Below are 14,242 nucleotides of genomic sequence, written 5' to 3'. Positions count from 1 at the left end.
CAACGAAAGGATGGCCCCATGACGTTCGACCTGCTCCTCTCCGGCGGTACGGTCCACACGCCCGGCGGCCCCGTCGAGGCTTCGGTGGGCGTGACCGACGGCCGCATCGTCGCGCTGGTCGCCCCCGGCAGCCCGGCCGATGCAGGCCGGCGGATCGACTGCACCGGGCTCGACATCCTGCCCGGCGTGATCGACACCCAGGTCCATTTCCGCGAGCCGGGCCTGACCCACAAGGAGGATCTGGAGACCGGCAGCCGCGCGGCGGTGATGGGCGGCGTGACCGCCGTGTTCGAGATGCCGAACACCAAGCCCAATACGGACAGCGCGGCGGCGATCGACGACAAGCTGGCGCGTGCGCATCATCGCATGTGGTGCGACCATGCCTTCTATGTCGGCGCGACCAACGCCAACGCCGCCGAACTCGCCGCGCTGGAGCGGCGGCCGGGCACGGCGGGGGTGAAGATCTTCATGGGCGCATCGACCGGCGACTTGCTGGTGTCGGAGGATTCGTCGCTGGCGGACGTGCTGGCGTCGGGCCATCGCCGCGTCGCCATCCATGCCGAGGACGAGGCGCGGATGCAGGCGCGGACGGGCGAGCGGATCGCGGGCGACCCGTCGTCGCATCCGGTCTGGCGCGACGACGAGAGCGCGCTGCTGGCGACCAAGCGTATCCTGGCGCTGGCCCGCGCGGCGAAGCGGCGCATCCACGTCCTGCACGTCACCACCCCGGCCGAGCTGGAACTACTGGGGCAGAACAAGGATATCGCCACCTGCGAGGTGACGCCCCAGCATCTGACGCTGGCGGGCGAGGAGGCCTATCCGCGGCTGGGCACGCTGGCGCAGATGAACCCGCCGATCCGCAGCGGCGCGCATCGCGACGGCCTGTGGCATTGGCTGAACCAAGGCGTGCCCGACGTGATCGGTTCCGACCATGCGCCGCACACGCTGGAGGAGAAGGCCAAGCCCTATCCCGACAGCCCGAGCGGGATGCCCGGCGTGCAGACGCTGCTGCCGCTGCTGCTCAACCATGTCGCCGAGGGGCGGCTGACGATGCAGCGGCTGATCGAACTGACCAGCGCGGGCGCGCAGCGCGTGTTCGGGATCGTCGGCAAGGGGCGGATCGTGCGCGGCTATGATGCCGACTTCACGATCGTCGACCGGCGCAAGCGGTGGACGGTGGACGAGGCCTGGCTGGCGAGCCGCGCCGGCTGGTCGCCCTTCACCGGCATGGCGCTGACCGGCAAGCCGATCGGCACGATCGTGCGCGGCCATGTCGCGATGTGGGAGGATCAGCTCGGCGAACGCGCGCAGGGCGAGCCGATCCGGTTCGAGGCGGTCGATTTCGGCTGACCGGGGCGGGGCAGGGGTGGTTCCTGCGCCGTGACCATCCCGGCGCGGGGTGATGCCAGGATCGACGGGCTGGCCTCCCCCGGTTCCCCGGAGGGGAGCCTTCCGGCCATGTCCACATGCGTTCGCTGCAACGCCGATCGCATTCCGTGCGGTTGACCTTGTCCGGTCGCGCACCGACCTCGACGGGATGACCAGCATTGCCCTGTCCCCGGACGGGCGCGCGCCCGCGCGTCCCGCCATCGTCCATCTCGCCCTGGCGGTGGGCGGCTTCGCGATCGGCACGACCGAATTCGCGACGATGAGCCTGTTGCCGATGATGGCGCGCGACCTGGGGATCGACGAGCCGACCGCCGGCCATGTCATCAGCGCCTATGCGCTGGGCGTGGTGGTCGGCGCGCCGACCATCGCGGTGGCGGCGGCGCGCTGGTCGCGGCGGACGCTGCTGATCGCGCTGATGCTGATGTTCGGAGTGGGCAACGCCCTGTCCGCGCTCGCGCCCGATTATGGCACGATGCTGGGCGTGCGCTTCCTGTCCGGCCTGCCGCATGGCGCCTATTTCGGGATCGCCGCCCTGGTCGCCGCATCGCTGGTCCCGGCCGGGCAGCGCACGCGGGCGGTGGGCCGGGTGATGCTGGGGCTGACGGCGGCGACGGTGGTCGGCGTGCCGCTGGCCAATGCGCTGGGCCAGATCGCCAGCTGGCGCTGGGCCTTCGCCACCGTCGCGGTGCTGGCGCTGACCACGGCGGCGCTGGTCGCGCTGTTCGTCGCCCGCGACGTGCCCGACCACGATGCCAGCCCGTTTCGCGAACTGGGCGCGCTGCGCCGGCCGCAGGTGTGGCTGACGCTCGGCACCGGGGCGATCGGCTTTGGCGGGCTGTTCTGCGTCTACACCTATCTGGCGACGACGTTGCAGGAGGTGACGCGCGTGTCCGCCGCCTGGATGCCTCTGGTCTTCGCGGTGTTCGGCATCGGCATGACCCTGGGCAATCTGATCGTGCCGCGCTTCGCCGACCGGGCGTTGATGCCGACGGCGGGGGCGCTGCTGGTCTTCTCGGCGGCGGCGCTGGCGCTGTTCCCCTTCGCCGCGCCGCATCTGCCCTGGCTGCTGGTCGATGTGCTCGCGATCGGCCTGGGCGGGGCGCTGGGCACGGTGCTCCAGACCCGGTTGATGGACGTGGCCGGCGATGCGCAGGCGCTGGCGGCGGCGCTCAACCACAGCGCGTTCAATACCGCCAACGCGATCGGCCCCTGGGCGGGCGGGCTGGCGATCGCCGCCGGCCTGGGCTGGACCGCGACCGGCTGGGTCGGGGCGGGGCTGGCGCTGGGCGGCCTGGCGATCTGGGCCGTCTCGGCCACGCTGGCGCGGCCGACCCGGCGGTCCGGAGCGCGCGATTGATGTCTGGAAATATGATAAACGATTGACCCCGTTGCGGGGGCAAAGTCGGCATGGCATGTCGGGGACATGAACCGCGCCGGCCCCATTTCCCCCCGCAAGAGCGCATTGGCGATCCGCGTCGCCCGCCACCTGTCGCTCGACGCGGACGAGGAAGCGGCGCTCGACATGCTGGAGGGGGCGCCGCAGAAGCTGACGCCGGGCGAGCCGTTGCTGACGGCGGGCGATCCGGTCGTGTCGCTGTTCGTCGTCCAGCAGGGCTGGCTGCACCTGTCCAACCGGCTGCCCGACGGGACGCGGCAGATCCTGCGCTTCCATTATCCCGGTGACCTGATCGGCACCTCGTCCATCCCCTGGCATCATGCCGGCGCGACGCTGACGGCGGTGAGCGACTGCATCGTCACGCCGGTGCGCAAGGCCGATCTGGGCCGGCTGTTCGCGCGGCACGGCCGGATCGGCGGCTTCCTCTATGCCATGGCGGCGGCGGAGTCGGTGGCGATGGGCGACCGGCTGACCTCGGTGGGCCGCACCGACGCGCTCCACCGGCTGGCGACGCTGCTGCTCGACATCCGCGCGCGGCTGCGCAGCACGGCGGGGGGCGTGGTCGACACGATCGAGCTGCCGCTGACCCAGACCGATATCGGCGACGCGCTGGGCCTGACCAAGGTGCACGTCAACCGCACCTTCCGCGAGATGGAGGAGCGCGGCATGATCGCGCGTGCGGGCAAGCGGGTGACGCTGCTCGACGATGCGGCGCTGATCGCCTTTACCGGCTTCGTCGATCGCTATGCCAGCATCGCCACCGACTGGCTGCCCGAGGACGCCGGTCCACGCTGACCGCTGCCACCGGCGCGACCGGTGCCATCATGCCGACATATATGGGCTTTACGGCCGCGGGCCTGGGACCGGGCCGAGCGTTTGCGGGAGGCGTCCGTCATCCCCGCCCGGGCCGAAGAGTCCGGCGGTGCATGACGGCGAGAAACATCGGACTGTCCCCGATTTGACCAAAAAAGGGAAATATCCGTGTTTCGTACTTGCTTGAAGCCTGCCCTGCGTCTGGGCGCGGGGATCGCCGCGCTGTCCGTCTGCGGGGCCGCCGCCGCACAGACCGGCCCCGCCGGCGCGCCCGATCCCGCCGCCACCCAGTCGGCCGCGCCCGCCGGCACCGAGGACGGGTTGCAGGAAATCACCGTCACCGCCGAGCGTCGCAGCGAGAACCTCCAGCGCGTGCCGATCTCGGTCGCGGTGGTCAGCGGCCAGTCGATGCGCGACTATATGGCGGGCGGCGAGGATATCCTGGCACTGTCGGGCCGGATCCCCGGTCTCTATGCCGAAACGACCACCGGCCGCATCTTCCCGCGTTTCTACATTCGCGGCCTCGGCAATGTCGATTTCTACCTGGGCGCGTCGCAGCCCGTGTCGATCATTCAGGACGATATCGTGCTGGAGCATGTCGTGCTGAAGTCGAACCCGGTGTTCGACGTCAACCAGATCGAGGTGCTGCGCGGGCCGCAGGGCTCGCTGTTCGGCCGCAACACCACCGCCGGCATCATCAAGTTCGACACGATCCGCCCCAGCCAGACCTTCCAGGGTCGCGGCCAGGCCTCGGTCGGCAGCTATGGCAGCAACAGCTTCGACATGGGCGTCGGCGGCCCGATCGCGCAGGACCTGGTGGCGTTCCGCCTGTCGGCGCTGATCCAGCACCGCGACAACTGGGTCGACAACCGCTTCGCCGGGGTCAGCGCCGACCGCACCAACACGCCGCGCAAGGATGCGATGGGCGGCTTCGACGAGCGTGACGTGCGCCTGCAACTGCTGCTCACCCCGACCGACCGCGCCTCGGTCCTCGTCTCCGGCCATGCGCGCTGGTATGACGGCACCTCGACGCTGTTCCATCGGGCTGCGCTGAAGCGCGGCAGCAACGACGCGTCGGCCGAGCCGCGCGGCGTCGTCGCCTATGACGAGGGACAGGACAATCCGCAGTCCTACGAGACGCGCGGCTGGTCGGTGAACGCCTCCTATGACTTCGGCCCGGCGACCCTGACCGCGATCAGCGGCTATGAGACGACCAAGGGCTATAGCCGGGGCGACACGGACGGCGGCGCGGCGGCGCTCTATCCGGTGAACGGCGTGGCCAATGGCTTCGGCCTCAGCCAGGGTCAGGTGCGCGACCTCGACCAATACACCCAGGAACTGCGTCTCGCCTCGCCGGCGGGGGGGCGCTTCACCTGGCAGATCGGCGGCTTCTACTTCCATTCGGCCGACCTGACCGACTTCTACCAGCGCGCCTTCCTGATCGGCACCAACCCTAACAACTGGGTGCGGCTGCGCAACACCAACACCTCCTGGGCGGGCTTCGGCCAGGCCAGCTTCAAGCTGCTCGACAACCTGACGATCACCGCCGGTGGCCGCGTGACCGAGGATACCAAGCGCACCCGCCTGCTCAAGACCGCGAACAGCGCCACCGACGCCGTCACCTATCGGGGCCGCACCGATGTCCGCCTGTCGGACACGCAGCCGAGCTGGGACGTCAGTGCGCTGTGGCAGGTGAACCCGGCGAACAGCGTCTATGCCCGCGTCGCGCGCGGTTTCCGCGGCCCGACCATCCAGGGCCGTTCGGCGGTGTTCAACTCCGACTTCTCGACCGCCGATTCGGAGACGATCGTCTCCTACGAGGTCGGCACCAAGTCGAACCTGCTCGGCAATACGCTGCGCTTCAACACGGCGCTGTTCACCTATACGGTCGACGACATCCAGTTGAACGGCAACGACACCGACGGCAACGGCGTGTTGTTCAACGCGAACAAGGCCCGCGCCTATGGCATGGAGGCGGAACTCGCCTGGCAGCCGCGTCGCGAGCTGACCCTGTCGCTGGGGGCCAGCGCGCTGCATTCGGAGATCAAGGACCGCAATGCCGAGGCGCAGGTCTGCGCGCTCAACGGGCAGATGACCTGCACCGTGCTCAACCCGGTGCGGCGCGTCGCCACCGCCTTCGGTCCGGTCTATCTGGCGAAGATCGACGGCAACCCGCTGCCCAATGCGCCCAAGTACAATCTCGATGCGACGGTGCGCTGGGACCAGCCGCTGGCGAATGGCGGCACGCTGTTCGCGGCGACCGACTGGAACATCCAGGGCTACACCAACTTCGTGCTGTACCGGACGCGGGAATTCTACGCGAAGGGCAATTTCGAAGGCGGCGTGAAGGTCGGCTACCGCACCCCGGACGACAATCTCGAACTGGCGGTGTTCGCGCGCAACGTCACCAACGAGAAGAACCTGAAGGGCGTGATCGAAAACTATAATGCGGCGGTGTTCAACGACCCGCGCATCATCGGCATCTCGCTCGGCGGCAAGTTCCGCTGAGCCGTCCGGCCCCCGTCGCCCTGTGCGGCGGGGGCTTTTTTTGTCCTCAGTCGATCCAGCCGAAGAAGCGCACCGCATCGGCGATCGTGTCGAAGCGCAGCTGGATGATCCGCTCGCGCTCCCAGCGGGCCCGGTCGATCGAGAAGGCGAGATCGGCCTCGCGCGCCAGCATATAGGGCCGCGTCGCGCACAGCGCATAGAGCGCGCCGCTATAGCCCTCCGCCAATTGGGCCGGCGTGAAGTCCCTGACGACGAAGGCGCGCAGGTCGGACGGAACGGGTTCGATCACCATCGCCGCGAGGTGGGCGTGGGCGGGCCCGGCGTCAACGCCCTACCGCGCCGGAACCGGACCCGCGACCAGCAGGGGGTCGAGCTTCGCGCCGCGCCATTGCAGGCTCCAGTGCAGATGCGGCCCCGTCGCGCGGCCGGTGGCTCCCGACCGGCCGATCACCTGGCCCTGGCGGACATGGTCGCCTGGCGCGACGTCGATCTGCGACAGATGCAGGAAGGCGCTGTTCAGCCCCATGCCATGGTCGAGCATCAGCAGATGCCCCTCCAGCGTGAAGGGGGTCTGCGCCGCCAGGATCACCACGCCATCGGCCGGCGCGACGATGGCCGTGCCGGTCGGCACCGCCACGTCCGCGCCGCTGTGATAGCCGCCGGGCTTGCCCTGATAGACGCGTTGCGAGCCGAACCAGCCCGACTGCCGCCCCGCCACCGGCCAGCGGAAACGCTGCTGCCAGCCGGTCGCGTCGGTCGCGGCCTCGCGCGCCGCGACGATCTGCGCCAGTTCGGCGGGGCGGGCGGCGGCGAATTCGGCATCGGTCTTGCCGGCGCGATAGGGCGCATCGATACGCTCGATCCGCCAGTCGCGGGGGCGCACCGCCAGCGTCTGGCTGAGCGTGCGTCCGTCCGCCATCGTCACCTCGACCTGCGCGGTCGGCCCCGCATCGCGGTCGAAGCCGATGATGAACGACCCGTCCGTCGCGATCGGCAGCGGCTTGCCGTCGAGCGTCGCCAGCACCGCGCCGTCCGGCGCCTGGCCCCGGATCAGCCCGCCCTGGATCGCGTCGCCCGACCATCGGAACGGCGTGACGGCGGAGCTGGCGGGCGGCAGCGCGTCCTGCACGATGCCGTCGCGGGTCGCCGCCCCGACCGGCGCGGCGGACAGCAGCAGCACCAGCGCCCAGCCCGGCGTCATCGCGGGGCCAGCGCCTCGCTCGACACCTGGGCGGTGGCATAGGGCTGCTGGTCGCGCACGCTCCAGTAGCGCAGATCCTCCAGCGCGATGCGGGCGCCCGTGATCGCGCAGACGACATGATCGCCCGGCACCAGCACGCGAAAGCCGTTCGCCATATAGTGCAGGCGGGCGGGACGATCGGCGTTGGACATCAGCATGGGCGGCTTTCTTCGCGGCTAGAGCAGCGTCGGCTGCTCGGGAATGGGGGCGGCATAGGCCTTGGGCGCGGACCGCTCAACCCGGCGGGGCTTGTCGGGCGTCTTCCCGTCGCCCGGATCGACCGCCACATCGACGCTGCCGTCGCGGAAGCGCAGCGTCACCGCGCCCGCCGCCGTCACCGCCGCGCTGGACATCAGGGTCGCGCCGTCGCGCGCGGTGACGCGGGCATAGCCGCGCTCCAGCACGTTGTCGGGGTTGAGCGTCTGCACCAGCCGCCAGGTCGATTCCAGTCGATGCCGGGCCGAATCCACCTGCCGTTGCAGCACCGCCGGGCGCAGCGCGCCGGTCGCCCGGTCGAGCTGTCCGCGCGCCACCGTCACCCGCCGCTCCAGCCCGCGATCGAGCCGCGCCCCCGCGTCGTCGGCACGCTGGCGCTGGGGGCCGAGCAGCGCATCCCGCTTCGGCAACAGCCGGGCGAGCGCGGTCAGCCGCTCGCGGCCGCGCTCGACATAGCGGCGCGCGCAGCGTTCGGTGCGCTGGCGATGCGAATCGATGGTCAGCCGCAGCTCGGCGAGCACCGGCACGGCGATCTCGGCGGCGGCGGTCGGTGTCGGCGCGCGCAGGTCGGCGGCATGGTCGCACAATGTCGTGTCCGTCTCGTGCCCGACCGCGGAGATGATCGGGATCGAACAGGCGGCGACGGCGCGGACCACCACCTCCTCGTTGAACGCCCACAGATCCTCGATCGAGCCGCCGCCGCGCGCGACGATCACCAGGTCGGGACGGGGCACCGGACCGTCCGCCGGCCCATGAACCGGTAGGGCGTCGAAGCCGCGCACCGCCGCCGCCACCTCCGCCGCCGCGCCCTCGCCCTGCACCTTGACCGGCCAGACGATCACCCGGGTGGGGCAGCGATCCTCCAGCCGGTGGAGGATGTCGCGGATCACCGCGCCGGTCGGCGAGGTGACGACGCCGATCACGCGCGGCAGGAACGGCAGCGCCCGCTTGCGGTCGCGGTCGAAAAGCCCCTCGCCGGCGAGTTGCGCGCGCAGTTTCTCCAGCAGCGCCATCAGCGCCCCGGCCCCGGCCAGCTCCATCCGCTCGATCACGATCTGGTATTTGGAGCGGCCGGGATAGATGGTCAGCTTGCCGGTGGCGATCACCTCCACCCCGTCCTGCGGGCTGAAGGCCAGGGCATTGGCCACCCCCTTCCACATCACTCCGTCGATCACCGCCGATTCGTCCTTCAGCGCCAGATAGACATGGCCGGAGGCGGCGCGCTTGAAACCGGAAATCTCGCCGCGCAGGCGGACATGGCCGAACTCGCCCTCCACCATGCGCTTCAGCTTGGACGACAGCTCGCCGACCGACAAAGCGAGTGCGTTGTCGCCGGGCGTCGGCTCGGCTACCAGCCGCGGCTCAGATAAAAAGGGATCGGGCATGAACGTCCTGCTACTCGGCTCCGGGGGCCGCGAACACGCGCTGGCATGGAAGCTGGCGCAATCGCCGCTTCTCGATACGCTCTTCGCCGCGCCCGGCAACCCCGGCATCGCGCAGGTCGCGACGATCGTGCCGCTCGACGCGACCGATCACGCCGCCGTCGTGTCCTTCGCGCGCGATCGGGCGATCGGCCTGGTGGTGATCGGGCCGGAGGCGCCGCTGGTCGACGGCCTGGCCGACAGCCTGCGCGACGCCGGCGTGCCGGTGTTCGGCCCGGGCCGCGCGGCGGCGCAGCTGGAGGGGTCGAAGGGCTTCACCAAGGATCTGTGCGCGCGGGCCGGCATCCCCACCGCCGGCTATCTGCGCGTCACCGACCTGGCCACCGCCGAGGCGGCGCTGACCGACACGTTCGGCCTGCCGGTGGTGGTGAAGGCGGACGGACTGGCGGCGGGCAAGGGCGTGACCGTCGCCATGACCCGCGACGAGGCGCTGGCGGCGGTGCGCGACCTGTTCCAGGCCCCCGGCGCGGAGGCGGTGATCGAGGAATTCCTCGACGGCGAGGAGGCCAGCCTGTTCGTGCTGACCGACGGCACCGACATCATGGCGTTCGGCACCGCGCAGGATCACAAGCGCGTCGGCGATGGCGACACCGGTCCCAATACCGGCGGCATGGGCGCCTACAGCCCCGCGCGCGTGCTGACCCCGGCGCTGGAGGCACGTGCGATCGACGAGATCATCCGCCCGACCGTCGCGGCCCTGGCCGCGGAGGGCACGCCCTTTATCGGCGTGCTCTATGCCGGGCTGATGCTGACCGCGACGGGGCCGAAGCTGATCGAATATAATGCCCGCTTCGGCGACCCGGAGACGCAGGTGCTGATGCCGCGCTTCCAGGGCGATCTGGTCGCGCTGATGCTGGCGGTGGCGGAGGGACGGCTGGGCGCGGCCCCGGTGCCCGTCTTCTCCGACGATGTGGCGCTGACCGTGGTGGTGGCGGCGCGCGGCTATCCCGGCACCCCGGCGGCGGGCGGCGCGATCCGCGCGCTCGATGCGGCGGCGGCGGCGGGCGCGATCGTGTTCCAGGCGGGAACGCGGATGGACGGCGACACGCTCGTGGCGAGCGGCGGTCGCGTGCTGGCGGTCACCGCCCGCTCGCCCTCGATCGCGGGGGCGCAGGCCTTGGCCTATCATGCGGTCGATGCGATCGACTATGCCGATGGCTTCTGCCGCCGCGACATCGGCTGGCGCGAAGTGGCGCGGGGGTAAGGGCGGGGCGGGGTCCCGGCGATCCCGCCCCTCTCCTCCGGTCGGCATCGGCCATGACCGGCGCGATGCCTTCCCGGCCGAGGAGGCGTAGCCGGCTTACCCCGCCGCGCCGTAATCCTTCAACTCGTCGCCGGTGATGCGGACGACATGGATCACGTTGGTGGAGCCGGGCGTGCGGAACGGCACGCCGGCCATCACCACCACCTGCTCGCCGGCCTTGGCGATGCCGTGGCGCAGGGCCATGCGCTTGGCCTTGGCGACCATTTCCTCGAAGCTCTCGACGTCGCGGGTGTGCACCGCATGCGTGCCCCAGAGCAGGCCCAGCCGCCGCGCCGTCTCCGCCTGCGGGGTCAGCACCAGGATCGGCACCGATGGCCGCTCGCGCGCGACGCGGCGGGCGGTCGAGCCGCTGGTGGTGAAGCAGATGATCGCCACCGCCGATGTGGTGCGCGCGATCCCCTTCGCCGCCTCGGCCATCGCGTCGGCGGTGGTCGGATCGGGCTTGGTCACGGTGAAGTGGACGCGGTCGCCATGGCCGGGATCGCGCTCCACGGCATTGCCGATTGCGTTCATCATCGCGACCGATTCGACCGGCCAGGCCCCCGCCGCCGATTCGGCCGACAGCATGATCGCGTCCGCGCCGTCATAGATGGCGGTGGCGACGTCCGACACCTCGGCGCGGGTCGGCGAGGGCGACTGGATCATCGATTCGAGCATCTGGGTGGCGACCACCACCGGCCGGCCCAGGCGACGCGACACCTCGACGATCCGCTTCTGGAGCGGCGGCACCTGCTCGGGCGGCAGCTCGACGCCCAGGTCGCCGCGCGCCACCATGACGCCGTCGCACTGCTCGACGATCTCCTCCAGCCGCTCGATCGCCGCCGGCTTCTCGATCTTGGCGAGCAGCGCCGCCTTGCCCTTGATCAGGCCGCGCGCCTCCATCAGGTCCTCGGGCCGCTGCACGAAGCTGAGCGCGATCCAGTCGACGCCCTGCTCGACCGCGAAGGCCAGGTCGCTGCGATCCTTGTCGGTCAGCGCCGCCATCGGCAGCACCACGTCGGGCACGTTCAGCCCCTTGTTGTTCGACAGCGGGCCGCCGACCTCGACCGTGGTGGTGATCCGGTCCACGTCATGCTCGGTGACGCGCAGCACCAGCTTGCCGTCGTCGAGCAGCAGGCGCGCGCCCGCCTCGATCGCCGCGAAGATCTCGCGATGCGGCAGCTCGGCGCGGGTCGCGTCGCCCGGCGTCGGGTCGCGGTCGAGCACGAAGGTGGAGCCGGTGACCAGCTCGACCCGGCCGCCCTCGAACTTGCCGACGCGCAGCTTGGGGCCCTGGAGATCGGCGAGGATGGTGGTCGGGCGGCGGTAATCCGCCTCCAGGCTGCGGATCGCCTGGATCACGCCGACTTTGGACGCCTGGTCGCCATGGCTCATGTTCACGCGGAAGGCGTCGGCACCGGCCTCGAACAGCTTGGCGATCATCTCGCGGCTATTGCTGGCGGGGCCCAAGGTCGCGAGCACGCGCACCTTGCGCGAGCGGGGAGCGATGGCGATGGTCATTCAATTACCTTCCTGGGGTGCACGCCGCGTCCTAATGCCTAAATAGGACGGATCAACCGCGGAGCATACGTATGGACCCTCTTGACGCACTCGACGACTCGGCGGCAGCCGCGGCATTTCGCCGCCTCATCCGGCATTTGCGCCATCGCAGCGACGCGCAGAACGTCGATCTGATGGGCCTGGCCGGATTCTGTCGCAACTGCCTGTCCGACTGGACGGCGGAAGCCGGCGGCCTGTCGAAGGACCAGGCGCGCGAAGCCATTTACGGCATGTCCTATGCCGAATGGAAGCGCGATCATCAGCTGGAGGCGACGCCCGAGCAACTGGCGCGCATGGAGGAGAGCGTCCGCCGCAACGCGGCCTGATGCATCCTGGTCCGGCGGTTCGCCGCCAAAGCCTTGAGCGAAGCGGCGCGATCCCGTAGACGCGCCGCCGCACCCTACAGGGTTAACCGGCCCGCCCCCTCGTGCAGTCGCGAGGGCGAGGCGGAGTCATTTCGATAAGGACGGATCATGGGCGACGAGCGGGGCGAAGGCATGGGCGGCGGTCAGGTGGCAGCGGACGAGCTGCGCCTGCTGATCGAGCGCGCCGAGCGGCTGGAAGAAGAGAAGAAGGGCATCTCGGACGACATCAAGGATGTCATGGCGGAGGCCAAGGGCCGCGGCTACGATCCCAAGGCGATCCGCAAGATCATGTCGATCCGCAAGAAGAAGCGCGAAGAATATCAGGAGGAGCAGTCGATCCTCGAAGTGTACATGCAGGCGCTCGGGATGCTCTGATCGGTTTCCCATTCCGCGCGGGCGCAGGCGATGGTCACCAAAGGGGATGACGCCTCATTCCTGCGACCCTCCACCCCGGCAAAGGCCGGGGTCTAGTTGTGAGACGTGTCGAATGGCGTGCAAACGTCATCCCCCAACTGGATCCCGGCCTTCGCCGGGATGGCACGCTTCGCTGGCAAGGACCCGCATTCCCCTGACGCGGCGTGGACCTTCGTGTCAGCCCGCCTCCGCCGGCTCCGTCGTCCACCCCAGACGCGGGATGGTGATCGAGCGCTTGCCCGACAGGTCGGTGCGCATCACGAACAGGTCGCGGCTTTCGATATAGCCGATCAGGCGGCGCACCCGGCCGAGCGAGCTGGTGCCATAGGTCGCCGCCAGCGCCGAATCGGACGGGCAGGGCTTCCCCTCCTTCGCCGCGCGGGCCACCAGCAGGAACGCCCCCAGCATGTCGTCGGGCAGGGTGCCGCCCAGCGCGATCGCGTCGACCCATTCGGGGTCCTCGGGATCGTAGATGCCGGCGCGCGCGCAGGCGAGGCGGCGGGTGAAGCCCGGCAGGTCGAGCGGTGGCCGCGCCAGTCCGGCCATGCGGCAGCGCACCTGGAAATCCTGGAACAGGGTCGGTCCAGGCCGCAGCGAGGCGTCGGGGTCGGCGACGATCGCGCGCAACGCCTCGGCATAGATGGCCTCGACCTCGCCCGCGTCCTTTTCGGGCAGCGGCGTCGGCGGCGGCGCGGGCGGCCGCGCGATATCGGCCATCAGTTCGCCGACCGGCACCAGCCGGGGTCGCGCCTCGAAGCTCATGGGCAATTCGGGGGCGGCGGGTTCGGCGAGCAGGTCGGCCAGCTCCACCGACTTGGCGTCCGGCAGGGGCGTCAGTTTCGGGCTGCCCGAACGGGCCGAGGTCTCGACCGCGCCGATCCGCACGTTGATCGGCCGGCGCGACACGGCAGGCCCCAGCGCCATGAACTGGCCGCGCGCCAGGTCGCGAATCGCCTCCGCCTGGCGCCGCTCCATGCCGAGCAGGTCGGCGGCGCGCGCCATGTCGATGTCGAGAAAGGTCCGGCCCATCAGGAAGTTGGATGCCTCGGCCGCGACGTTCTTGGCCAGCTTGGCGAGTCGCTGGGTCGCGATCACGCCGGCCAGGCCGCGCTTGCGCCCCCGGCACATCAGGTTGGTCATCGCCGACAGGGAGGCGCGCCGCACCTCCTCGGCCACTTCGCCGCCGGTGGTGGGGGCGAAGAGCTGCGCCTCGTCGACCACGACCAGCGCCGGATACCAATGTTCGCGCGGCGCATCGAACAGCGCCTGGAGGAAGGCGGCGGCGCAGCGCATCTGCCCCTCCGCCTCCAGCCCTTCGAGGCTGAGGACCACCGAGGCGCGATGCTCGCGCAGGCGGGTCGCCAGCCGCGACACCTCGGGGATGGAATAATCCGACGCCTCGATCACGACATGGCCATAGGCGGGGCCGAGCGTGACGAAATCGCCCTCCGGGTCGATCACCACCTGCTGGACCTGCCCCGCCGAGCGTTCGAGCAGGCGGCGCAGCAGATGCGACTTACCCGATCCCGAATTGCCCTGCACGAGCAAGCGGGTGGCGAGCAATTCTTCCAGGTCGAGCCCGACGGCGCTGCCACGCTCGTCCAGCCCCATGTCCACGCGTACCGTCATGAGTGCGCCCATTTGGCCCAAGCGGCC

General features: G+C 70.5%; 13 protein-coding genes. 7 read left to right on the top strand and 6 right to left on the bottom strand.

The annotated features are described in order from the left end of the window. Positions 1-18 precede the first annotated feature (18 nt). From BRX43_RS03905 to BRX43_RS03890, 4 genes are all read left to right on the top strand, one after another. Complete coding sequence (locus BRX43_RS03905; protein ID WP_125993532.1) at positions 19-1,350, top strand: dihydroorotase; 1,332 nt, start codon at positions 19-21, stop codon at positions 1,348-1,350. A gap of 187 nt (positions 1,351-1,537) precedes the next feature. After that, positions 1,538-2,746, top strand: a complete 1,209-nt coding sequence (locus BRX43_RS03900; RefSeq protein ID WP_125993531.1) for an MFS transporter — start codon at positions 1,538-1,540, stop codon at positions 2,744-2,746. Between the two features lie 66 nt (positions 2,747-2,812). After that, positions 2,813-3,580, top strand: a complete 768-nt coding sequence (locus BRX43_RS03895) for a Crp/Fnr family transcriptional regulator (protein WP_125993530.1) — start codon at positions 2,813-2,815, stop codon at positions 3,578-3,580. 180 nt (positions 3,581-3,760) lie between these two features. Next, complete coding sequence (locus BRX43_RS03890; RefSeq protein ID WP_125993529.1) at positions 3,761-6,106, top strand: TonB-dependent receptor; 2,346 nt, start codon at positions 3,761-3,763, stop codon at positions 6,104-6,106. A gap of 46 nt (positions 6,107-6,152) precedes the next feature. Here the strand turns inward: BRX43_RS03890 and BRX43_RS03885 are convergent, their stop codons facing one another. The 4 genes from BRX43_RS03885 to xseA are packed head-to-tail and all read right to left on the bottom strand — an operon-like array spanning position 6,153 to position 8,947. Continuing rightward, on the bottom strand, positions 6,153-6,398 hold the full coding sequence (locus tag BRX43_RS03885; RefSeq protein ID WP_125993528.1) for a hypothetical protein: 246 nt from the start codon (positions 6,396-6,398) through the stop codon (positions 6,153-6,155). Between the two features lie 39 nt (positions 6,399-6,437). Next, the gene (locus BRX43_RS03880) at positions 6,438-7,307 is read right to left on the bottom strand and encodes a M23 family metallopeptidase (protein ID WP_125993527.1); all 870 of its coding nucleotides are present in this window, start codon (positions 7,305-7,307) and stop codon (positions 6,438-6,440) included. Further along, positions 7,304-7,504 carry a DUF2093 domain-containing protein gene (locus BRX43_RS03875; protein ID WP_125993526.1) on the bottom strand — a complete coding sequence of 67 codons (201 nt, stop codon included), beginning with the start codon at positions 7,502-7,504 and terminating at the stop codon, positions 7,304-7,306. The genes BRX43_RS03880 and BRX43_RS03875 overlap by 4 nt, the downstream gene beginning before the upstream one ends. Positions 7,505-7,522: 18 nt before the next feature. Next, positions 7,523-8,947, bottom strand: a complete 1,425-nt coding sequence (gene xseA / locus BRX43_RS03870) for an exodeoxyribonuclease VII large subunit (RefSeq protein ID WP_125993525.1) — start codon at positions 8,945-8,947, stop codon at positions 7,523-7,525. Here xseA and purD point away from each other — a divergent pair. Further along, positions 8,946-10,208 carry a phosphoribosylamine--glycine ligase gene (gene purD, locus BRX43_RS03865; protein WP_125993524.1) on the top strand — a complete coding sequence of 421 codons (1,263 nt, stop codon included), beginning with the start codon at positions 8,946-8,948 and terminating at the stop codon, positions 10,206-10,208. The two genes, xseA and purD, sit on opposite strands and share 2 nt — an antisense overlap. A 96-nt stretch (positions 10,209-10,304) precedes the next feature. Here the strand turns inward: purD and pyk are convergent, their stop codons facing one another. Next, entirely contained in the window at positions 10,305-11,768 is a 1,464-nt protein-coding gene (gene pyk, locus BRX43_RS03860; protein ID WP_125993523.1) for a pyruvate kinase, read from the bottom strand. A 71-nt stretch (positions 11,769-11,839) separates the two neighbouring features. Between pyk and BRX43_RS03855 the strand changes: the two genes are divergently transcribed. Both BRX43_RS03855 and BRX43_RS03850 read left to right on the top strand, forming a co-directional pair. Next, on the top strand, positions 11,840-12,133 hold the full coding sequence (locus tag BRX43_RS03855) for a DUF1244 domain-containing protein (RefSeq protein ID WP_125993522.1): 294 nt from the start codon (positions 11,840-11,842) through the stop codon (positions 12,131-12,133). Positions 12,134-12,280: 147 nt separating this feature from the next. After that, positions 12,281-12,547 (top strand): DUF2312 domain-containing protein, encoded by a 267-nt coding sequence (locus BRX43_RS03850; RefSeq protein ID WP_125993521.1) that lies wholly within the window; start codon positions 12,281-12,283, stop codon positions 12,545-12,547. Positions 12,548-12,763: 216 nt separating this feature from the next. Here the strand turns inward: BRX43_RS03850 and BRX43_RS03845 are convergent, their stop codons facing one another. Further along, positions 12,764-14,215 (bottom strand): ATP-binding protein, encoded by a 1,452-nt coding sequence (locus BRX43_RS03845; protein WP_125993520.1) that lies wholly within the window; start codon positions 14,213-14,215, stop codon positions 12,764-12,766. Positions 14,216-14,242: the final 27 nt, after the last annotated feature.

The organism is Sphingomonas sp. S-NIH.Pt15_0812, from assembly GCF_003951315.1.
Lineage (GTDB): Bacteria > Pseudomonadota > Alphaproteobacteria > Sphingomonadales > Sphingomonadaceae > Sphingomonas.
The sequence above is the reverse complement of the archived record's forward strand: the minus strand, read 5'-3'. Positions and strand labels throughout refer to the sequence as shown.